Origin of the sequence: Neisseria canis, assembly GCF_900636765.1 — a bacterium.
Taxonomy (GTDB): Bacteria; Pseudomonadota; Gammaproteobacteria; order Burkholderiales; family Neisseriaceae; genus Neisseria; species Neisseria canis.
Genome location: NZ_LR134313.1, coordinates 1,038,514 through 1,060,341, shown reverse-complemented (window position 1 = coordinate 1,060,341; position 21,828 = coordinate 1,038,514). Strand labels below are relative to the sequence as shown.

Genomic DNA, 21,828 nt, shown 5'->3' with positions numbered 1-21,828 from the left:
AGAAACCATCAGTCGATAACAGTACGGGTAGTAGGCAAAGCGCGAACAACATAGCAAGCAAGTTGCTTGACTATCTGTGGCTATTAAGCAAGCAGTATCGTTATGCCTGCGCCAGATATTGATAAAAACGATGCAGCCTTCCTACTTTTGCCTTTAATTCGTCCAATGTTCCAATATTGTTTAAAACATCATCGGCAATTGCACGGCGCTGCTCATCGCTGGCTTGCGCGGCCATAATCTTCCGCACTTCTTCTTCCTCTAACCCGCTGCGCTGCATCACACGCTTCAACCGGTTTTCCCGGCTGCAATCAATAAGCAGAACTCTGTCAACTAAAACACGGAATACCGGTTTCTCGGCTAACAAAGGAAGCTCTATCACACCATAAGGCCTGTCTGAATAAACAGATTGCTGCCGGCTTATCTCATCTGCAATCAACGGATGCATTAAAGCTTCAAGCTTGTGTTTGGCGGCTTCCGAAGAAAACACCAAATTTCTCAACTCTCCTCTTTTCAGACAGGCATGTTCATCAAACAAGCTTGCTCCGAATACTTGGCGGATAATAGGCAAAGCCTTACCCTTCGGCGCAGTTAACTGCCTACTGATTGCATCTGCATCAATCAACGGCACATCCAAATGCAAAAATTCGGCAGCAGCCTGAGATTTGCCACTGCCGATGCCTCCGGTTAACCCGATCCAAATAGTCATATCAATCCCGAAGAATTAAGCCACCAAGCAATGCCTTTCCGTAAAGGTTCGTTGGCAACAAAAGCCAACCAACCTGCAATCGCCAAACTTGGACCGAATGCAATCTGCTGTTGGGTATTGGCCACACGCATCACAATAGCCGCAACCAAACCCACCAAAGCCGCCACAAAGATAATTGCCGGTAATGTACTGATACCCAACCATGCTCCCAGTGCTGCAAACAGTTTAAAATCACCGCCGCCCATGCCATCGATACCGCGGATTTTTTTAAATAGATAATTAAGCAACCAGAGACCGATATAACCTACCACTGCGCCCAAAACCGCCTGCTGCAAAGGTACGAAATCACCCTGTAAGTTATAAATCAAACCCAGCCAAATCAGAGGCAGCGTTAAAGAATCAGGCAAGTATTGCGTGTCGGCGTCAATAAAAGTCAGCGCAATCAATATTGCCGTAAATACCAAGCCGCCCAAAGTGAGCCATGTCCAGCCGTATTGGTAAGCCATGACACCGAACAATATTCCCGTAAGCAATTCCACCAGAGGGTAGCGCAAGCTGATCCGTGTGTGGCAACTGCCGCATCGCCCTTTCAACAACAAATAACTCAGAATCGGAATATTCTGCCAAGCCTTCACACCTGCCCCGCATTTTGGGCAGCGTGAAGGAGGATGTGCCAAAGTAAAAGGCTTTTGCTCGTCTGCCGTCAGCCCAATGTTAAGATGTTCTTTAGCAAACAGTGTCCACTGTTTTTCCATCATAACCGGAAGACGGTAAATCACAACATTCAGAAAACTGCCCACCAGCAAACCGAACACTACTGCTATCGGCACAACAAACGGCGCGTAAATTTCAGCCACCATATTAGCCCACAACATTACCCAGATTGAACAAGGGCAGATACATGGCAACCAAGATCACACCGATAATGGAGCCTAAAACCACCATAATGATGGGTTCCATTAATGAAGACAATTGTGCAACAGCATTATCTACTTCATCTTCATAAAATTCTGCCGCTTTGTTCAACATGTCTTCCAACGAACCTGCTTCTTCACCAATGGAAGCCATTTGCAACACCATATTCGGGAAAAGCTCGGTGCTTTGCATACTTGAAGTTAACGACATACCCTGATTTACTTTCGCACGGATATCCTGTGTTGCTTCTTCATATAAAATATTGCCCGAAGCACCCGCCACCGAATCCAGCGCTTCAACCAAAGGTACGCCCGCGGCAAACAAGCTGGATGTCGTCCGCGCCCACCGCGCAATGGTTGCTTTTCTTACAATATTACCGAAAATAGGCATGCGCAACAGCCAAGCATCTACACGGCGTTGCAAGCTGGGTGAATTCTGCACTGCTTTAACAGCAGCAATCACGGAAGCAATCATCAAGATAATAATCAACCAACCCCACTCAACAAAGAATCTGGAAATTGTCATCATGACTTGAGTCAGACCCGGCAATTCGGCGCCCATCCCCTCGTATACTTTACCGAATTCTGGCAATACAAACATCATCATCACCATTACCAGGGCTATAGCAACCACCACGATGGCAATCGGGTAAGTTAAGGCACTTTTCACTTTCTTTTTAATGGCCTGGGTTTTTTCTTTATACAATGCCAACTTATCCAACAGGCTTTCCAATACACCGCCTGTTTCACCGGCTGCGATCAAATTGCAGTAAAAACGGTCGAAATATTTAGGATGTTTAGCAAAAGCCTTCGACATCGGGCTACCTTGTTCCACATCGCCGCGAACCTGCATCAGCAATTGCGTCATCGAAGGATTTGAGTGGCCTCGGGCAACGATCTCAAATGCCTGCATTACAGGCAGGCCTGCTTTCATCATAGTTGCCAGTTGACGGGTAAACACCGTGATGTCGGCTTGTGTGATTTTCTTCTTACGGGTGCTCTTTACTTTACTGATCCGCAAAGGTTTAATGCTGCGCCGCTGTAGCTTCTTACGCGCTTCTTCCTCGTCTTTGGCAACCACTTCGCCGCGAACGATTTGGTCGGTCAGCGTATTTTTGCCCTCAAACGTAAAACGTCTACCTTTGTCTTTTGTACCAATACCGAAAAGACCACCCGTATTTTGATTTGATGCCATTATTATTACCTTTAAATATTTATGATTGTTTAAAGTTTTGATTAATCATTTGTGCTCGCCAACACTTCTTCTAAAGAAGTGATGCCTTGCATAACTTTCAACAAACCGGCACGGCGCAAATCAACCATGCCTTCTTTATAGGCCATTGCTAGAATATCAACCTCATTACCGCCTTCCATAATCACACGCTGCATTTCCTCGGTAATCGGCATAACCTCATAAACACCGGCACGGCCTTTAAAGCCTTTTCCGCGGCAGCGGTCACAACCTACGGGGCGGTAAAGCGTCCAATCCTTCGCTAAATCTTCGTCCGTAAAGCCGGCGTGTTTCAATGCTTCAACAGGCGGGCGTTCCACTGGTGCTTTGCAGCTGCACAAACGGCGCAATAGGCGTTGAGCCATAATCAGGCTTACAGAACTAGCAATATTGAACGGCGCCACGCCCATATTAAGCAAACGGGAAAGCGTTGCCGGAGCGTTATTGGTGTGCAGCGTTGAAAAAACCATATGGCCGGTTTGAGAAGCTTTAATCGCAATATCCGCTGTTTCCAAATCGCGAATCTCACCCACCATGATGATGTCCGGATCCTGCCGCAAAAATGCTTTCAATGCAGAAGCGAACGTAAGGCCTTGCTTTTCATTAACGTTTACCTGATTGATGCCGGGTAAGTTAATCTCTGCCGGATCTTCTGCAGTGGAAATATTAACATTTTCGGTATTCAGAATATTCAAACAGGTATAAAGCGAAACCGTTTTACCCGAACCCGTAGGCCCCGTTACCAGCACCATGCCGTAAGGACGGTGAATAGCTTCCAGCAACAATTCTTTTTGGAAAGGCTCAAAACCCAATTGGTCGATATTAAGGGTACTGGCATCCGAGTTCAGAATACGCATTACCACTTTTTCACCAAACAAAGTAGGCAGTGTATTTACACGGAAGTCAATCGGGCGGCCGTGTTTGGAGAAAGCGATTTGGATACGGCCGTCTTGGGGAACGCGTTTTTCCGAAATATCCAAGCGCGCCATTACCTTAATACGCGAAGCCAGTTGGCCGCGTACAGCCAAAGGCGGCTGTACCACTTCCCTCAATTGGCCGTCCACACGGAAACGTACGCGCGCGACTTGCTCGTAAAATTCAAAGTGAATATCGGATGCGCCGACGCTGAGTGCATCTGACAGAGTTTTATGGATAAAGCGCGGAATCGGGCCGTCTTCGGCTTCTTCGTTATCAATATAAAGAGCCTGAGAGGAAGCAGCTATATCCTGCTCCAGGCTCATTTCTTTCAGAATCGAAGTGGAGCGCTGGTTTTGCCATTCCAGTATTGAATCCAGCTGGTCGCTGCGCACCACAACCAAGTCGAAAGTTACGCCGGCTGTAAATGCGATTTTTTGATAAGTTTGAATTTGCGTGGGATCGGCAACCGCCAGAAATACCTTATTGCCCCTCCTGAAAATCGGCAGGCAGCGGTTTTGCACCATTGCTTCTTCCGACAAAACATCGGTCAGCACGTTGTTTCTGGGATAATAAGACAAATCCAGTAAAGGATAATTGAACAGTTTCGCCAACAAGCCCGCCAGACCTTCCGGCGTAATAATGTTGGCCTCGAACAGCATGGGCGCAATATCTTTGTTGTGTTTCAGCGCTTCTTGAAATCCCGCTGCTTGTTCATTAGAAATAACCTGGCTTTGCACCAGAATACGAAGTAAGCCTACACTCATTTTCTTCAACCAATCTGAACATTATTTTGCGGCAGCTAACCGTCAAAATAGTGAGTCCCCAAATAGTGTTTTTAAAATTATGAAATAGTAAGATTATAGAATAACTTGTTATTGCATCATACCGGCTTGCTTAACTTTACCCTGCATTATGCAATATAAGAAAAATCGGCGTTTGTTTTATGAAGAAAATTGCAACTATTTTACGACAACACAGACCCAATGCTTTCAGACAGGCATCCGAACGGCAGAATGCCTGTCTGAAAAACACAAACGCCAGCCCGCCGAGCTTTCTGTTATATAATCAACGCCGCTTTCCATACTGCGCTTGATTACATAGCAAACCAACCTTAAAGGCCAACACATGAACCCACACACCCTTCCCGACCCCCGCCCTTACCCGGCCGATCCGGTTAAAAACGATTTATTGCTTTATGCCGGCCAGATTGCCCATTCGAGCAGCGGCGCACAAACCAAGCTGGCGGAAGAATCACTGCGCGCAGGTATTTTCGGCATGTTTCAGCAAAACCATTACCTGGGTTTGTCGGTAGCCATGAGCATGGTGCCGGATGCTGCTACTTACCGTGCATTATTAAACAATCTGGACGATGTGTTGCAAGCCAAAACCGATGATGAAATCCAATGGTTTGCTTTGCCCGTGGTGTTAGTTGCGGGCTGCAACCAAGATTTGGAAATTTCCGGCAAAGCGCCCACTATCGAGCTTGCCGCCTGTTTGGCCAACTATCCGCACACCCGCGCGCTGACTCATGCCACTTGGCTGCCGAACTTGGTTTCAGCCTCCCGCCTTTCCGCCGTCAACGCAGGCCAATGGTTTGCAGCCAAGCAGAATCTCGATGCCGCCGCCGAATTGGCCGCTTCTTTCCCTGAAGAAACCGTTGCCATCCCATCTGGCCAATCGGTTCATGTGGTTTTTGCTTTAGGCTATGGCAGCCGTGCCGTTTTGCCGGTTCCCGGCACCAACCTGCGCGAAGCCGCACTACCGCTGATGCAGGTATGGCAGGAAAATTTAGCCAAACCGAAACTCACGCTCTTTACCAACCCTCTGTCGCCCGCCACTCCGCTGCACGCCCTTACCGAAGGCAGCCACATGCGCTTGCGTATGGCTTTGGATGTGTTTGCTGCCAATGCCATCCGCGCCATCCGCCTGCAAAGCCCGCGCGTCGGCGTGGTGGCAGCCGCACAAGCAGGCGGGAAACTGGTTTTCGGCTTCAGCGCCACCGACCACCGCTTCGGCCTGCAACCGCAAGTATTTTCGTGGCCGCTCTCCCCGATGGACCGTATCGAAACCATCCAGCAAGACTTTTTAGATTTGATGGTTGAATGCCAAGTGGAACATATCCGCCTGCTGCATGATGTTTTGCCTGAAAACGGCGAGCTGCCCGATTACGAACAGGCGCTGAAACTGGCAGGGCACAACCCTTTGTTTTCCCAAGAAGCCTAAAACAGGCCAACATTTAGGAACACGCATGAAACACACCCGAAACATCTTATTCGTGTGCCTCGGCAACATCTGCCGCTCGCCGATGGCGGAATATGTGTTCCGCCACAAAATTCAAGCAGCCGGGTTGGCAGACCGGATTAAAACCGACAGCGCAGGCACTTCCGGCTACCACGACGGCGAAGGCATGCACCGCGGAACAGCCGCTGTTTTGCGAGCCAAAGGCATTGCCCACGATGATTTTGTCAGCTCGCGCGTGCACCCCTCCGATGCCGATAAATTCGACCTGTTTATCGTGATGGACGACAGCAATCTTGCCAATTTGAAACAAATCGTCCCTTTACGCGACGACCGGGTTGTTAAACTTACCGACCTGATTCCCGAATCCGGCTACACACATGTGCCCGATCCTTACTATACCGGCGATTTCGAAGAAACTTTCCGCTTGGTTGATGCCGCCGCCGATGTATTGCTCAACCGGCTCCAAACAACAGATTAATGCCGCACATACACAAAATGCCTGTCTGAAAAATGTTTTCAGACAAACTTAGATTCGAATTTCAAGTGCAACACTCAGACAGTAGAGGTTGGAACCGGTTTAAGAATAAAACACTTGGCGTTTCATAGCCAAGTGTTTTTCTTGGCCTATGGTTCAGTTCATCCTGAACCCTGCGTATCTCCCGATGGCTGATGTTGCGGAAATCGGTTTGTTTGGGGAAATATTGGCGGATGAGTCCGTTGGTATTTTCATTCAGCCCTTTCTCCCAAGAACGGTAGGGGCGGCAAAAATAGGTTTCCGCCTCCAATGCTTGGGCTATTCGGATGTGTCGGTAGAATTCTTTGCCGTTATCCATGGTAATGGTATGGACTCTGGCTTTATGCGCCTTCAATACCTTGATGACGGCGTTGGCAGTGTCTTTGGCTTTGAAGTTCTTCAACTTGCAGATGATGGTGTAGCGGGTAACCCGCTCGACCAAGGTCAGTAATGCGCTTTTCTGATCTTTGCCTACGACGGTGTCGGCTTCCCAGTCGCCGATGCGGGATTTTTGGTCGACGATGGCGGGTCGGTTTTCAATGCCGACGCGGTCGGGTACTTTGCCTCTGCTCCATGTACTGCCGTAGCGTTTACGGTAGGATTTGCCGGCTATTCCGAGATGCTGCCGCAAAGTGCCGCCGTTGCTTTTGTCTTGACGCAGATAGCGGTAAATGGTGCTGTGGTGGAGTGTGATTTGGTGGTGTTTGTGCAAATAGGCGCACACTTGCTCGGGGCTGAGTTTGCGGCGGATGAGGGTGTCGATGTGTTGAATCAGCCGGGAATGGAGCTTATAGGGCTTTCTTTTGCGCTGCTTGGTAAGCCGGCTTTGCTGTTGGGCTTTTTCGGCACTGTATTGCTGCCCTTGTGGGCAGTGCCGTTTGATTTCGCGGCTGATGGTGCTTTTATGGCGGTTAAGCCATTTGGCGATTTAGGTGACGGTGTGGTGGCGGGATAGGTATTGGATGTGGTATCGTTCGTCTTGGGTCAGTTGTGTGTAGCTCATTGGCAATCTTTCTTGCAGGAAAGGCCGTATGCTACCGCATACCGGCCTTTTTCTGTTATGGAAAGTTGCACTTCAAATCCGAATCCGCCAGGCATTCAACGTCTAGGGCTTTGAAAGACAAACCATCTATAGTTAATCCAATTACATAATAACGATACCGTCATATTCTGGCTTGACTCAAGTATCTCCTAAACTTACCGGAACTCAAGATACTCGGGGCAAACCCGAGTATAACAAACGTACTATTTTTAAGTTGATTAACTATAAAACAAGGGGCATCAACGAACTGTATCTGAAATTGTACCGACGCTTGGTAACACATGCATATAGCAAACACCTTTCTGCGGTAATGTAGAATTTAGACGCATGTTAGCTTCAGCGTAAAGCGCATATGAAGCAAACTCAGACGTGATGTAGGTACTAAAGCGATTATCTTTACCATATTAAACGTGGCTGATAAGGTTATATCGAAATCGTTGCCTACGCACCCTTAGCCCCCCTAACGGAATCTGTATTCCGTTCCAACCAATACAACTACCCTTTCAAAAGAATAAGCGCCGCCATCAACAATGCCTGTCTGAAAACTTTCAGGCAGGCATTTTGTTATAATCACAACCTTTAAATTCCCTCACACACAAACACACCATGCAGCAGCCCGACTTCACCCAAACGCTCTCCCGCGACCGCCATTTCCTGCAAAACGCCTTCAAAAACCCCAAACGCTTCGGCGGCATCGAAGCAGTGCAGAAAAAATACCAAAAATCGCACGACGTATTTTTAAAACGCCAAGCCGCGCTGCCCAAGCCGCAGTATGACGGCACGCTGCCGGTACACGAGCGTTTGAATGACATCAAAACCGCCATTCAAAACAACCAAGTCACCATTATTTGCGGCGAAACCGGTTCGGGCAAAACCACCCAGCTCCCGAAAATCTGCTTGGAGCTTGGGCGCGGTGCGGCGGGTTTGATCGGGCACACGCAGCCGCGGCGGTTGGCGGCGCGGTCGGTGGCGGAGCGGATTGCCGAAGAATTGGGCAGCAACATCGGCCAAACCGTCGGCTACAAAGTGCGTTTCAACGACAACACCTCGCGCGATGCCTATGTGAAGCTGATGACCGATGGTATTCTGCTCGCCGAAACGCAAACCGACCGCTTCCTCACCGCCTACGACACGATTATTATCGACGAAGCGCACGAACGCAGCCTCAACATCGATTTTCTGCTCGGCTACCTGAAACAGCTTCTGCCGCGCCGCCCCGATTTGAAAGTCATCATCACCTCGGCCACCATTGATGCCGAGCGCTTTTCCAAACATTTCAACAACGCGCCTGTGCTGGAAGTGAGCGGCCGCACCTTCCCCGTCGATATTCTCTACCGCCCGCTGCATTCGCAAGACGAAGACGAAGCGGAAATCGAGTTGACCGACGCGATTGTCGATGCCGCTGACGAACTGGCGCGGCTGGGCGGCGGCGACATTCTGGTGTTTCTGCCCGGCGAGCGCGAAATCCGCGAAGCCGCCGAAGCCTTGCGCAAATCGCCACTGCGCCGTGACGACGAAATCCTGCCGCTGTTTGCCCGCTTGTCGAACGCCGAACAGCACAAAATTTTCCACCCGAGCGGCAGCAAACGGCGCATCGTGCTGGCGACCAACGTGGCCGAAACCTCGCTTACCGTGCCGGGCATCAAATATGTGATCGACACCGGTTTGGCACGGGTCAAACGCTATTCCGCGCGCGCCAAAGTGGAGCAGCTTCATGTGGAAAAAATCTCCCAAGCCGCTGCCCGCCAACGCTCCGGCCGCTGCGGCCGCGTATCCGCCGGCGTAGCCGTGCGCCTGTACAGCGAAGAAGATTTCAACGAGCGCCCCGCCTTTACCGACCCCGAAATCATCCGCAGCAATCTGGCAGCAGTGATCCTGCGCATGGCCGCGTTGAAACTGGGCGATGTGGCGGCGTTTCCGTTTCTCGAAGCGCCTGACCAGCGTTATATTAATGATGGCTTTCAGGTGTTGTTGGAACTGGGGGCGGTGGAGGAGGCCGTCTGAAAACGGGCAGGTAAACTAAAAATGCCTGTCTGAAAAATAATTTTCAGACAGGCATTTAGCTAAATACTAGGTAGATTTTGTTTAATAACCTGTAAAAGCTCACTCTCTTGATTTTTTAATTGTCGTATTAGCCATTTCTCAAACTCATCTTTTCTCGTACTTTTTAATATTGAGGCTGTTTTATTTAATAACCCACCTTTGCTCTCATAGATTTCCAATAGTTTATCTATGTCACCATTATTAAAACAAGTTTCAATTTCATCTTTCATTTCAGAAATCCATTGTTCTATTTGGTTATTTGCTAAATTTCTCACTTCTGAAATAAGCAAATTTTTCATTTGGTCACTACTATAACTTGCTGATAAATTAATATTTTTTAAGTACCTATCAATATGTCTTTGAATCCGTTTAATTACAAATTTATCCAGCTTATCATCTCTTAAATTTTCTTTAATAAAATCTAATAGATTTTCTTTATACTGAGCTAATTTCCCTTCTAATTCTACATCACGAAATCCTTCTAATTTTAATATTTCTTTTGCTGTGGAAGTTAAGCTAAAAATATTTTCAATTTCAGAAACTGCCAATACTTTAATATTCAATGAATTTAAAGAATCTATTTCAGACTGTTCTCTTGTATCACGATCAACTATGCCAGCACATCTTATATTTAATAGTGGCATATCTTGATTTAACTTGTCTAAGGAAGAGACTGCTTGAATAACATCTTTGCAGGAGCCTTTTGGAATAATTGTCCATTCTGGATAGCAATGCCGATAAATTTCAATGTCTAAGCTAGTATTTCCTCCTTCAACAAAAAGAATAGGTTTCCGGCTACCTAAAATTAATGTAACAGTTTGTTCATCAAATTCGCTATCAGGCACGGCTGCAATATTCCAAGCAGGGTCAGGGTAATAGCTATGAATAACATATTTTTTGGCTGCTCTGGTTGCGGCAAATTCAATATCGTGTGTAATCATTATAAAAGCGCAATCAGGGCGCAGCTCTTCAACTTTATCCCATAGATTTGAAATAATTGATTTATGGATATGTAATTCAGGTTCATCAAAAATTAAAATTGAATTTTCATTAGCAGAGAGTACCTGGCCTAAAATGTAAAATACAGCACGTTCACCATCACTCATTTCTGATGCTGAGTATTGGCTGTTTTCTGTATTTATAGAAGAAACCTGAATATCATCTGCTGTTAAATGCAGCTTTTTATGTGGCAATAATAGTTCCCAAACTTTTTTTAGTTTATCTAGCTTCGTCTCACTTTCTGTAATTGCTATACCTTGATTAATTTTTTGGTTGTTTGCAACAGCAAGGTTATTTTGCTGAGCAAATAAATATTGGAGAAGTTGGTTAAAATCATTTAATAGTGACGTTGATAATTTATTATTCCAGCGAGCTGATTTTCTATCATCAACTGTTTTAGCCCAACTAGAATTACCATACATAAGGCTTAGTTTAGCTCGGTTTTCAGGTATTTTATCTACACTTGGGTCTAAATTTAGCGCCCTATGTGCTGAAATTCGATGTGCTTTTTCTCCTAGTTGTTCTTCTAAATAAACTGCTAATTTCGTTTTTCCTGAACCATTCGCTCCAATGATAATGGTTGTTTCCCCTGATTTAATAGTTAGTTCTTCATTTTTAAGCTCTGGTAATGAATCGGTTTTTTTAGCAATATTTAATTTTTCTTCAAACATAAGTATTCCTTAGCAAGTAATTAAAGAATTTTTAGCTAAATGGATTAATTAAAAATTCCTACTCCATACAACGGCACATTCACCAGCCAATCCTGTTCCCGATAATCCGCCATGGAAAACCGCACCGCCTGCTCGGGCTGAAACTGTTCCACATACACTTTCAAACTTTTGGCTTTCAAATTTTCTTCCGCTTTCACTTCAATGGGAATGACCGACTGCCCGCATTGCAGCACAAAATCCACCTCCGCCGTACCGCGTTCGGCAGCCCAATAGAACACAGGGTTTTCCTGCCTGGCAACCAGTTGTTGCAAGACATATTGCTCGGTTAATGCGCCTTTGAATTCGGTGAAAATACGGCTGCCTTCCAGCAAAACGCCGGCATCCAAATGGCTTTGTGCGGCGAGCAGGCCGACGTCCAATCCATACAGCTTAAAAGCGTTGTCTTGATATGCCGAAAGCGGCAGATGTGGTTTTTTGATGCGCGGCACGCAATGCACCAAACCGCTGTCTTTGAGCCATTGCAGGGCAATTTCATAATCCTTGCTTCGTGCGCCTTTTTGCAGTTGCGAGTAGATAAATTTTTTGTTTTCTTTGGCAAGCTGCTCGGGAACGGACGACCAAATCGACCGCACTTTTTGTACGGTTTGCCCGTCTTTGATGTGCTTGGAAAAATCCTGCTCATACGCCAACAGCAAATTGCGCTGTACTTGGCGAACCGCATCGAAATTTTGCGTATCAATAAATGTTTGCACCGCTTCGGGCATGCCGCCGACAAAATAATATTGGCGCAAGAGCTCGATATAGGCCGTTTTCATGGCGGCAATCAGCGGCCAATCCTGCGTTTCCAGCAGTTGCCGCAAATCCTGTTTGCCCAGCGCGGTGAGAAATTCCTGAAAATCCATCGGATACATCGGCAGAAAATCCACCTTGCCCACAGGAAACGACGCCTGATGATGCAGCGATACGCCCAAGAGCGAACCTGCCGCCACGATATAAAACTGCGGCGCGTTTTCGTAAAAATATTTGAGCGAGGACAAGGCTTGCGGCACTTCCTGAATTTCGTCAAAAATCAACAAAGTATCCTCTGCCTGAATATCCACGCCGCTTTCGATTTTCAAACCAAGCAGCAGGCGGTTGATATCGTAATCGCCCGCAAACAGCGTCTTCATGCGCGGATTGTGGTCAAAATTGATGTAGGCAACTTGGGCGAAATGCTGCTCACCGAAGTGCTTCATCGCCCACGTTTTGCCAACCTGTCTTGCCCCTTGAATAATCAAGGGCTTGCGTTTAGGTTGGTTTTTCCATTTTTCGAGGGATTGAATAATCTTGCGTTGCATGGCATGGCTCCTACATCGTTTGCCGTTTATTCTGGGTAGATTATACATTTTTTCAAATGAAAAAGTGATTCATTAATACTCTTTTCCAAATGAAATAAGGAGTGGCTATTTCCAGCTCGCTTGGGGATACGGTAAAATGCCACCGCAAAATCCCTCTGATAAAACAACAATAAAATCTTGGATATTCATACCCAACTTAAACAGCTGAACAAGGCAAATACCATGAAAAAAAACATCTGCACCGAAGCCGTTATCAATGCACCCATAGAAACGGTGTGGTCTATCCTGACCGACTTCGCTGCTTTTCCCCAATGGAACAGTTTTATTACCGGAATTTCAGGCAGCCTTGCAGAGGGAAGCTGCTTGAACGTGTGCATACAGCCTGCAGGCGGTCGTGCTATGCGTTTCAAACCCCGTCTACTGGTGTGTCAAGCCCCGCAAGAATTGCGTTGGCTGGGCAGCCTGCCCTTACGCGGATTATTCGACGGTGAGCATTTTTTCCGACTGGAGGCTCTGTCTGAACATACAACACGATTGGTTCACGGCGAGGATTTCAGTGGTATTTTGGTTCGTTTGATGGCAGGCTCATTGGATAAACACACGCTGCCTGCATTTGAAAAAATGAACCGCGAACTCAAACAACGTGCGGAGAGTTTTTTTCAGACGGCCTGAATGGTCTGAAAAACAACATTCAGGCCGGAAAACCGACTAACAAAACCTCGGGCATCAACGCCCGGCCGACGAAACCAATATGAACGACAGACAAAGCAAAAAGACCGAAAATCTTTCAGGTAGCCTGAAAAACAGTACTGACAAACTTAGGCCGTCTGAAAACCTTTCAGACGGCCTGAGATCAGATTCCCCAAGCAAACCGCGCTACCGCCTAACCAAGCTCGGCGAGCAAATGGCGCGGCTGCCCATCGACCCGAAAGTCGCCCGTATTCTGCTGGCGGCGCAAAAGCACGATTGTATGGCGGAAATACTGGTTATCGTGTCCGCCCTGTCGATTCAAGACCCGCGCGAACGGCCGCTCGAAGCCCGCGAAGCCGCTCAAAAGGCGCACGAACGCTTTACCGACAAACAGTCCGACTTTCTCGCCTACCTCAATATTTGGGACAGCTTCCAGCGCGAGCGCGACAAAGGTTTGTCCAACAAACAACTGGTGCAATGGTGCCGCCAATATTTCCTTTCCCACCTGCGGATGCGCGAGTGGCGCGAACTGCACCACCAGCTCGCCGACATTGCCGTGGAAATGGGTTTGACCACTAAGGAACAGGCTTTCAGACGGCCTCCTGCACAACCGCAATTGCCGTCTTCGACCGCAGGAAGTCCCTTGCGGAAAAACACCGGCGACCAAGATTTATCTGCCAAACTCAAACAAAAACAACTGGATAAAAAACAGCATCGTGCCCAAATCCGCTCCGCCAAAGAAGCGGGCTACGAGCAAATCCACCGCGCCCTGCTGACTGGCCTGATTGCCAACGTCGGCATGAAATCGCCCGATGGCCACGACTACACCGGTGCGCGCGGTTCACACTTTCATTTGTTCCCCGCTTCCGCCCTGTTCAAATCCAAACCCAAATGGGTGATGGCGGCCGAACTCACCGAAACCACCCGCCTTTATGCCCGCGATGTCGCTGCCATCCAGCCCGAATGGATCGAGCAGGAAGCTCCGCACCTTGTGCGCTACCATTATTTTGAACCTCATTGGGAGCAGAAACGCGGCGAAGTCGTCGCCAGCGAGCGTGTTACACTCTACGGTCTCACGGTGCTGCCACGCCGCCCCGTTGCCTACGGCAAAGTCGCCCCCGAAGAAGCCCGCGAAATTTTTATCCGTGGCGCGCTGGTGGCGCAGGAATGCAATCTTCAGACGGCCTTTTTTATCCACAACAAAAAACTGATTAAAGAAATCAGTGAGTTGGAACACAAATCGCGCAAGCAAGACGTGCTGGTGGACGAAGAAGCCTTGTTTGAGTTTTACAACCGGCATTTACCGCAGTTTTACGAGCCGTCTGAAAAGGTAGGTCGGGCATCCCTGCCCGACAACACAGGCCTGTCTGAAAGTGCAGAAGCAGAAAACGTAGGTCGGATTCTCGAATCCGACAAAACCAAAACCGTAAGTCCCCAGCCCGACAACACCGCCCCCGTTTCAGACGGCCTTTCAGGTAGCCCCAAGCACGCAGGCCGTCTGAAAAAACCATTGCCCCTTGCCGACATCCGCACCTTTCAAAGCTGGCTTAAAACCGCCGAGCGCGACAACCCGCGCCTGCTGTTCCTTACCCGCGAAGACCTTATGCAGCACGCCGCTGCACACATCACCGAAGCCCAGTTCCCCCACCATTGGAAAAACGCCGACGGCAAATTCAAACTCAGCTACCGCTTCGAGCCGCATCATCCGCTCGACGGCGTAACCCTTACCCTGCCGCTCACCGTGCTCAATCGCCTCCACGCCCCCGCGCTCGAATGGCTCGTGCCCGGCATGTTGCGCGAAAAACTGCAACTCATCATCAAAGCCCTGCCCAAACAAATCCGCCGCATCTGCGTGCCCGTGCCCGACTTCATCACACAATTTTTAGAAAGCAACCCCAACCGCCAAGAGCCGATCATCCCCCAGCTTGCCCGCTTTATCGCCAAAACCGCCGGCGACATGCGCCTGCTCGAGCAAATCGACCAAGACGAATGGAGTGCGTTCAAACTGCCCGAGCACTGCTATTTCAACCTCCGCATCATCGACGACGGCGGCCAAGAGCTTGCCACCGGCCGCGATTTAGCCAAACTCCAGCAAGCACTCGGCCAAGCCGCCGCCGTAACCTTCCGCGACAACACCCAAGAATTCGAGCGCGACAACCTCACCAACTGGGACATCGGCACGCTACCTGAAAACATCAAATTCGCCCGCGGCAAACAACAGCTCACCGGCTACCTCGGCCTGCAAAAAGAAAAAAACAACACCATCGCCCTGCGCCTGTTCGACACCCCCGAAGCCGCCGAACAAGCCCACCGGCAAGGCGTGATTGCCCTCATGCAGCTCCAGCTCAAAGAGCACATGAAAGACCTAGGCAAAGGCATACAAGGCTTCACCCAAGCCGCCATGCTGCTCAAACACATCCCCGCCGACACCCTGCGCGACGACCTCACCGCCGCCATCTGCGACCGCGCTTTTATCGGCGACGACGAACTACCCCGCAGTGAAAAAGCCTTCAAAGAACAAATCAAACGCGCCCGCAGCCGCCTGCCCGCCGTCAAAGAAGCCATGAGCCGCTACCTGCAAGACACCGCCGCCGCCTACGCCGAACTCAACGGCAAACTCGGCAAACACCCGCTCACCCACCTGCTGCGCGAACGCAACCAAGCCCTGCTGTCCGCCGGATTCGCCGGCCGCACCCCCTGGAGCCAATGGCCGCGCCTACCCGTCTACCTCAAAGCCATGACCCTGCGCATGGAAAAATGTGGCACCAACCCCGCCCGCGATGCCGCACGCGAAGCCGATATTCAAGAGTTGGAACAGATGTGGCAAGACAAGGTACAATCACTTTTGAAACAAAACCAACCCGTTTCAGACGGCCTGAAGATGTTTAAATGGCAGATTGAGGAATTGCGTGTGTCGCTGTTTGCGCAGGAGTTGAAGACGCCGAGTCCGGTGTCGGTGAAGAGGTTATTGAAGGAGTGGGAGAATGTCAAATAAACACTGACAACTCTTTTAAAGGTAGAATCTCATAGATTTAAAAATCACTAGGACAACACTCATGAACAAGTTAGAAACGAAAATTACTCATTCGGGAGTACAAAATCATTTCAAAAATACAGAGCCTGAACAAGCTATAATTGAACTAGCTTGGAACGGTTTCGATGCCAAAGCTAAAAATGTTGATATTATTTTAACTAGAAGTGAACTGGATGCTTTACAGGCAGTAACAGTGCTTGACGATGGGACTGGCATCGATATAGATAACATTCAGGATAATTTTGGTAAATTTAATGATTCTTCCAAAAAAGACAATGTTGAACAACATGGGTCTCGTGGTAGAGGACGCTTGGCTTTTCATAAGCTTGCAAACAAGGCTGATTGGTACACAAAGAATAAATTTGGTAAGCAAGCTAGAATTAGCATTAATAGTATCGACCTTATCCAATGTCCTTGGATTGAATTACAAGATACTACTCAACATCTATCTTTAAAAAATAAAAACACTGGAACATGTGTTGAATTAAATGAAATATTTCCGAAGATTAGTATAGACAATAAACAATTAATAGAGAAACTGTCTATTGAGTTTGGTTGGTTCCTTGCGCTACATGATACACATACCCTAAAGCTTGGCTCTGATGTAATTAAAGCGCCTTCGCATGAATTATTTACACATCAAATCTTAATTGATGGACATAAATTTGAGGTTAAACTTTTTTTATGGGATAAGAAGCCTACATCAGAGAAGTCATATATTTACCTTTTGAATAGTTACGATAAAGTTGTTTATAAAAAGTTGAGTAGTTTTAATAAAAAACCTGACTTTTACATCAGTATATATATTATTTCAAAATGGGCTGATAACTTCTCGACTCACGATAATGATTTATTATCGGAAAAACCTATTTACACTCCATTGTCAGAGACATGGAAAAAAGTAGAGAGTGAATGTACTGAATTTACAAGGAAAATATACAATGATTTTCTAAAATCTATTGTTGAGGAAAAAATTGCCCAATTTGAAAAGAATGGTATCTTTCCCGACTATAAAGATATTTTGAGTATTGAACAAAAAGAATGGCGTAAAGAAAACACTAAACAGTTAGTACGTGAATTATATTTGGCAGATCCTAAAATTTTCAGTAATTTAAATAAGAAGCAGCAAAAAATTATTATTCAATTACTTGATAGATTATCCATTTCAAATGAAAATGATGGATTAATTGATATTATTGAAAATGTTTTAAACTTAGATCAAGAAAACACTAAAAAACTAGCGCAACAAATTTCCAAATCTAAACTAGAGCATATTATTAGCACAATAGAAATTTTGCAACGTAGAGAAAATGTTGTTCATAAATTAAGAGAAATTATGAATCTTCATTATAAAGAAGTTTTGGAAACTCCTGACCTTCAAGGAATTATAGAAAATAATACCTGGTTGTTTGGAAATGCCTATGAAACTATTGGGGCAGAAGAAGATAATTTTACAAAAAATGCTTATTCTTTGAGGAATAAGGTACCAGATATTTTTAGGAAAGTAACTCAAGAGGATTTAGATGGTGAAAATCTTGATGCAGAAGAACTGGAAGGAATTCAAAGGCAAGTAGATTTATTTTTAGCACGAAAGGTTCCATTTGTATCGCCAACAGGAAAAAAATTTTTTAGATGTATTATTATAGAAATTAAGCGCCCCTCAATTGCTTTAAACTATACTCATCTAAGACAGTTAGATGACTATAAAAGGATACTACAAAATCACCCTGAGTTTAGTAGTGAAAATTTATATTTTGAGTTAATTCTTATTGGTAGAAAAATATCAAGTTCAGATACTGAAATTCGTGGACGCATTAATTCTTTAAAAAATAAATTAGAGCCCGGTTTGGTAACGGATGACGATAGATTTAAGTGCTACGTAAAAAATTGGTATTCATTATTAGATGAATTTGATTTAATAAATGGTTATTTATTAGAAAATCTCAAAACTCGACGAGAAAATCTTGGTAATTTTTCTGCAAAAGACCTAATTACAGATTTACATCAAGAATCCCTATAATACAGCCAGCGTAGCCTGTGTAGTGTGTGTGCCATCGGCACGCACGTGTCGTTTGTTTTTCCAGCAACCGCATGCGCGGCTTGCGCCACACACCCTACCAGCCACTACTGTCGATAATATGATAATTGATGTATAGAAACAGTAAGGCCGTCTGAAAATTCTTACCATAAGATTTTCAGACGGCCTTTGTTATATGGGCACTCGTTGACAGTTGGATGTAACAAGCTATTTATTCTCTTCCAACACAATGGGTTCGAAGTCAAAGGTGTACTCCATAATTTCACCGGTTGCGACATGCCTGTGAGCTTGCGGTTCGATTTTTAGATATTTGACCGTGAACATTTTGTTTTCTGTGGGTTTGGGAACGGAAGTGAAAACACTTGTGATGAAACGCATGTCCGGCAAGCTGAACAATAATGCCTCTACTTTTACTGTGCTGTTTTCTCCTGATTCGTTGGTATAGCCGGTATATAAATTGGTAATCGGTGGGAGCAATATTGCATAGCTGGGTGAGCAAAATGATTGATAGTGTTGAATTTGTGGATCTGATTCGCTATTTCGCTGCAACCACATAAATGTGTTTTGCCATTTAAAAACATCGGGTACGCTTTTGACCTTTATGCCGGAAGCGATGAGGCAGCTGAGGCTGGCCAGTTCACTGGGATAGTGGTCGGGGAGCGGGGCTTGGTCTTTTTGATCTTTTAATAAGCTGTTGTAATCTTCAAATAAATTGCGCAAGCTGGAATGATATTCAGCCTGCGCAGCCTAACCGGCACCAGCCGTGATACGGCAGTTAGTCTATGAAAACGATAAAACCGCCTGAAATATCGTTCCGGGCGGCCTTCTTATCTATCTTAGTGTGCTTCAATATCTAAAAATCAATCTATCTAAAACTTTTTCAGACAGGCATTTCCAATATGCTTTTCGCTGCTTCCACGCCCCAGTAGGCGGCTTCTTCAAATACCGAATAGCCGCTCAAATCGCTGTGGGCAAACACAATCCGCGAGCGGTGGCTGCGTAGGGCGTGTAGCAGCGGGCGGTTGAGGTAGCCGGGTTGGGGCACGCTCATGCCGTGGCCGCGCACGGTGATGTCGGCATGCTTTACATGATTTAAAACGCGTTTGCCGTAGGCTGCGGTTAGCTCTTTTGCGGCATAGTCGAGCAGGGTTTGGTCGGATGCTTCGAGCAGCCATTGGCGGATGCGTTGCGGGGTGTCGTGGTTGAGAGCATGGTAAGTGGTGAACACGGTTTCTGCGGGCTTGGCGGTGCGGATAAATTGGTTGGTCGCCACCACATAGCCCAAGCCTTTGCTGCCGTAAACCACGTTATCCCAAGCGAGTTCGCTCCCGCCGGTTTCCTGCGGGAAGCGGCGCATCACGAAATTGGCCACCAGCCACGGGGCGTATTCAGACAGGCCTGTCTGAAAACCATAATCGGCCGCCTGTTCCAATATTCTGGCCGCTACCATTAAGGGCATGGCGCTGATGACGCGCTTGGCATACACGGCCAGGGTTTCGCCGCTTTGGTTATGCCGCAGCCAAACTTCCGCATGGTGTTCGGTTTCTTTGATTTTCACTGCGGAGGCATCGAATGAAACGGGTTGGGGAAATACCATCGTCGGGGTATCGGGCAAACGCGGCAAGGGTTGCAGCTTGGTGTGTGTGCGCAGGGCTTCGGAAAGATGCGCCAAGCCGTCGGCCCAAGTGAGCACGGCATCATCCTCATTACCGCGTGCGGCAAAATAGTGTAATCCGGCGAAGGCGGAAACTTGTGCGATGCCCTGCCCGTAGTCGTCGCGGCAGCAATAATCGAGATACCAAAGCAGCGTGAGCGAGCGGTATTTTTGCTGTGTCAGCCATTGGGCAAAAGTGAGGCGGTCGAGATGGCGCCAGTTTTCGTCTGCCGAAGACAATACTATGGGGATGGCGAAAAGTTTGCGCCCGTCGCTGCCGCGGGCGGTTTTGATTTGGCGGATAAAGCCGAAAAAGCGGCGGGTGTCGGCATCGTCTTTCGGAATCAGGTGCTCCTGCCATTTGCCTTGATAAAGTAAGCGCTCTTGCGGGGCGTAAACCAAATCGGTTTCGCGGTAGACCGGCTTGCCGGCTTGATTGAAGCCTTCGATGATGCCCAAATCGGCCAGCATTTCGCGCACATAAACGCTTTCTCGGGATGGCAGCGCAAGATAGTGCGCGCCGGTGGGGGCGCCGAGTTTTTGCCCGGTATAATAGCCTGCGTTGTTGCCGTTGCGTTCAAAGCCTTCGGCCAGCAGAATATTGCGGTGTCCGTTTTTTTCCAGATACCACAAGGCGCTCAATGCCGCTGCGCCGCTGCCGAGAATCAGTGTGTCGCAATGGTAGGTTTGGGCCGGTGTTTGAAGCAAGGCGCCGTCGCGCAGCAGATGCCCCAGCGGCAGGCCGACACGGTTGACCTTTATGCCCGGCATCGGGTTTAAATGGCGGTGTATCAGCCATGAAGCGGATGCGGCGGCGGTGAGTGTGGCGGTATAGCCGAGAAACTGGCGGCGGGTGGATTTCATGTTTCAGACAGGCATATGAAGAATAGCGGCATTATATAACCAAATAACTGAATCACCGGATAGCTGTTTGTGCTGAAGCTCTCCGGTGATTCAGTTATCGGGTTATTTAGACTCCGCTTAAACCCATGCTTGGGCAAAGCCGGTTATTGATTCAGATAAGTCAGAGGGTTCACGGCTTTGCCGCCCACGCGCACTTCAAAATGCAGCTTCACGCGGTCGGTTTCGCTGTCGCCCATGGTGGCGATTTGCTCGCCGGCTTTTACGGTTTGGTCTTTCTTAACCAGAATCTGGTCGTTATGGGCATAGGCGGTTAAGGTGCTGCGGTTGTGGCTGATTAAAATCAGCTTGCCGTAGCCGCGCACGCCCTCCCCTGCAAACAATACTTTGCCTGCTTCCGCCGCACGCACAGGCGTGCCGCGTTCCCCTGCAAAATCAATGCCTTTGTTGGTGGAACCGTTGTAGTTGGCAATGATTTGGCGATTGTCCACCGGCCATTTCATCGGCATAACCGTATTGGTGGGCTTCACTTCTTTGGCGACAGGGGCAACACCGGCGCCACCTTTATCGGCTTTATCGCTCACTTTCAGCACCTGCCCTACTTCGATACGGGTTGGGTCAACAAGGTTATTCCATTTAGCCAAAGTGGCGGCGCTCTGACCAAAACGCAGGCCGATGCGGTAAAGGTTATCGCCGCTTTGTACGCGGTAATAGCCGGGCGGCACCGGACCTTTGGTATTGGGCGCGCCCACACAGGCTGCGGTCAATAAAACAATGCCGGCTAAGGCGGCATTCATCAATTGTGTAAAAATAGTGTTCTTTTTCATAATGCGCAAAGGATAAACAAATTCGCCGTATTTGGCGCTTGCTTTACCTTTTTTTACGGCGGAATAATGCAAAACTGTTTCTTGAAAACAAATGGTTTTGGCGTTATG

Annotated in this window: 15 protein-coding genes and 1 pseudogene; 6 read left to right on the top strand and 10 right to left on the bottom strand. The window is 47.6% G+C overall.

From position 1 onward, the window contains the following. Positions 1–100: 100 nt before the first annotated feature. From coaE to pilB, 4 genes are read right to left on the bottom strand one after another with little or no spacing between them, the layout of a single operon-like run. Positions 101–706 (bottom strand): dephospho-CoA kinase, encoded by a 606-nt coding sequence (gene coaE / locus EL143_RS04885; RefSeq protein ID WP_085416669.1) that lies wholly within the window; start codon positions 704–706, stop codon positions 101–103. Further along, the gene (locus tag EL143_RS04880) at positions 703–1,581 is read right to left on the bottom strand and encodes a prepilin peptidase (protein WP_126326629.1); all 879 of its coding nucleotides are present in this window, start codon (positions 1,579–1,581) and stop codon (positions 703–705) included. Before EL143_RS04880 ends, coaE begins: the two co-directional genes overlap by 4 nt. Further along, positions 1,568–2,815, bottom strand: coding sequence for a type II secretion system F family protein (locus tag EL143_RS04875; protein WP_085416670.1), 1,248 nt, complete (start codon positions 2,813–2,815; stop codon positions 1,568–1,570). Before EL143_RS04875 ends, EL143_RS04880 begins: the two co-directional genes overlap by 14 nt. 41 nt (positions 2,816–2,856) lie before the next feature. Continuing rightward, positions 2,857–4,533 carry a type IV-A pilus assembly ATPase PilB gene (pilB, locus tag EL143_RS04870; protein ID WP_085416671.1) on the bottom strand — a complete coding sequence of 559 codons (1,677 nt, stop codon included), beginning with the start codon at positions 4,531–4,533 and terminating at the stop codon, positions 2,857–2,859. Between the two features lie 361 nt (positions 4,534–4,894). Here pilB and EL143_RS04865 point away from each other — a divergent pair, with 361 nt between their 5' ends. Beyond that, entirely contained in the window at positions 4,895–5,992 is a 1,098-nt protein-coding gene (locus tag EL143_RS04865) for a conjugal transfer protein (protein ID WP_085416672.1), read from the top strand. Between the two features lie 25 nt (positions 5,993–6,017). Then, positions 6,018–6,488 (top strand): low molecular weight protein-tyrosine-phosphatase, encoded by a 471-nt coding sequence (locus tag EL143_RS04860; protein WP_085416673.1) that lies wholly within the window; start codon positions 6,018–6,020, stop codon positions 6,486–6,488. 61 nt (positions 6,489–6,549) lie between these two features. Here the strand turns inward: EL143_RS04860 and EL143_RS04855 are convergent. Next, positions 6,550–7,527 (bottom strand): annotated as a pseudogene (locus tag EL143_RS04855) (IS30 family transposase). A 645-nt stretch (positions 7,528–8,172) separates the two neighbouring features. Here EL143_RS04855 and hrpA point away from each other — a divergent pair. Further along, a complete protein-coding gene (hrpA, locus tag EL143_RS04850) occupies positions 8,173–9,570 on the top strand; it encodes an ATP-dependent RNA helicase HrpA (RefSeq protein WP_085416674.1) in 1,398 nt (465 codons plus the stop codon). Between the two features lie 59 nt (positions 9,571–9,629). On the opposite strand, the gene EL143_RS04845 is transcribed toward hrpA, so the two are convergent. Beyond that, positions 9,630–11,279, bottom strand: coding sequence for an AAA family ATPase (locus tag EL143_RS04845; RefSeq protein WP_085416675.1), 1,650 nt, complete (start codon positions 11,277–11,279; stop codon positions 9,630–9,632). Between the two features lie 44 nt (positions 11,280–11,323). Then, a complete protein-coding gene (locus tag EL143_RS04840) occupies positions 11,324–12,616 on the bottom strand; it encodes an ATP-binding protein (protein ID WP_085416676.1) in 1,293 nt (430 codons plus the stop codon). Between the two features lie 222 nt (positions 12,617–12,838). Between EL143_RS04840 and EL143_RS04835 the strand changes: the two genes are divergently transcribed. The 3 genes from EL143_RS04835 (at position 12,839) to EL143_RS04825 (ending at position 18,360) form a co-directional block, all read left to right on the top strand. Then, complete coding sequence (locus EL143_RS04835; RefSeq protein ID WP_085416677.1) at positions 12,839–13,288, top strand: SRPBCC domain-containing protein; 450 nt, start codon at positions 12,839–12,841, stop codon at positions 13,286–13,288. Between the two features lie 79 nt (positions 13,289–13,367). Beyond that, positions 13,368–16,301, top strand: a complete 2,934-nt coding sequence (locus EL143_RS04830; protein WP_085416678.1) for a DUF3418 domain-containing protein — start codon at positions 13,368–13,370, stop codon at positions 16,299–16,301. Positions 16,302–16,362: 61 nt separating this feature from the next. Beyond that, the gene (locus EL143_RS04825; protein WP_085416679.1) at positions 16,363–18,360 is read left to right on the top strand and encodes an ATP-binding protein; all 1,998 of its coding nucleotides are present in this window, start codon (positions 16,363–16,365) and stop codon (positions 18,358–18,360) included. A gap of 225 nt (positions 18,361–18,585) precedes the next feature. Here EL143_RS04825 and EL143_RS12355 read toward each other — a convergent pair whose 3' ends face one another. From EL143_RS12355 to EL143_RS04815, 3 genes are all read right to left on the bottom strand, one after another. Beyond that, complete coding sequence (locus tag EL143_RS12355; protein ID WP_169709822.1) at positions 18,586–19,098, bottom strand: hypothetical protein; 513 nt, start codon at positions 19,096–19,098, stop codon at positions 18,586–18,588. A 160-nt stretch (positions 19,099–19,258) separates the two neighbouring features. Then, entirely contained in the window at positions 19,259–20,896 is a 1,638-nt protein-coding gene (locus EL143_RS04820) for a flavin monoamine oxidase family protein (protein WP_085416680.1), read from the bottom strand. 143 nt (positions 20,897–21,039) lie between these two features. After that, complete coding sequence (locus tag EL143_RS04815; RefSeq protein ID WP_126326627.1) at positions 21,040–21,792, bottom strand: peptidoglycan DD-metalloendopeptidase family protein; 753 nt, start codon at positions 21,790–21,792, stop codon at positions 21,040–21,042. Positions 21,793–21,828 lie beyond the last annotated feature (36 nt).

Bases quoted from the DNA above. Each gene is read 5' to 3' on its own strand.
- coaE (WP_085416669.1), bottom strand. From the start codon at position 706: ATGACTATTTGGATCGGGTTAACCGGAGGCATCGGCAGTGGCAAATCT.
- EL143_RS04880 (WP_126326629.1), bottom strand. From the start codon at position 1,581: ATGTTGTGGGCTAATATGGTGGCTGAAATTTACGCGCCGTTTGTTGTG.
- EL143_RS04875 (WP_085416670.1), bottom strand. From the start codon at position 2,815: ATGGCATCAAATCAAAATACGGGTGGTCTTTTCGGTATTGGTACAAAA.
- pilB (WP_085416671.1), bottom strand. From the start codon at position 4,533: ATGAGTGTAGGCTTACTTCGTATTCTGGTGCAAAGCCAGGTTATTTCT.
- EL143_RS04865 (WP_085416672.1), top strand. From the start codon at position 4,895: ATGAACCCACACACCCTTCCCGACCCCCGCCCTTACCCGGCCGATCCG.
- EL143_RS04860 (WP_085416673.1), top strand. From the start codon at position 6,018: ATGAAACACACCCGAAACATCTTATTCGTGTGCCTCGGCAACATCTGC.
- hrpA (WP_085416674.1), top strand. From the start codon at position 8,173: ATGCAGCAGCCCGACTTCACCCAAACGCTCTCCCGCGACCGCCATTTC.
- EL143_RS04845 (WP_085416675.1), bottom strand. From the start codon at position 11,279: ATGTTTGAAGAAAAATTAAATATTGCTAAAAAAACCGATTCATTACCA.
- EL143_RS04840 (WP_085416676.1), bottom strand. From the start codon at position 12,616: ATGCAACGCAAGATTATTCAATCCCTCGAAAAATGGAAAAACCAACCT.
- EL143_RS04835 (WP_085416677.1), top strand. From the start codon at position 12,839: ATGAAAAAAAACATCTGCACCGAAGCCGTTATCAATGCACCCATAGAA.
- EL143_RS04830 (WP_085416678.1), top strand. From the start codon at position 13,368: ATGAACGACAGACAAAGCAAAAAGACCGAAAATCTTTCAGGTAGCCTG.
- EL143_RS04825 (WP_085416679.1), top strand. From the start codon at position 16,363: ATGAACAAGTTAGAAACGAAAATTACTCATTCGGGAGTACAAAATCAT.
- EL143_RS04820 (WP_085416680.1), bottom strand. From the start codon at position 20,896: ATGAAATCCACCCGCCGCCAGTTTCTCGGCTATACCGCCACACTCACC.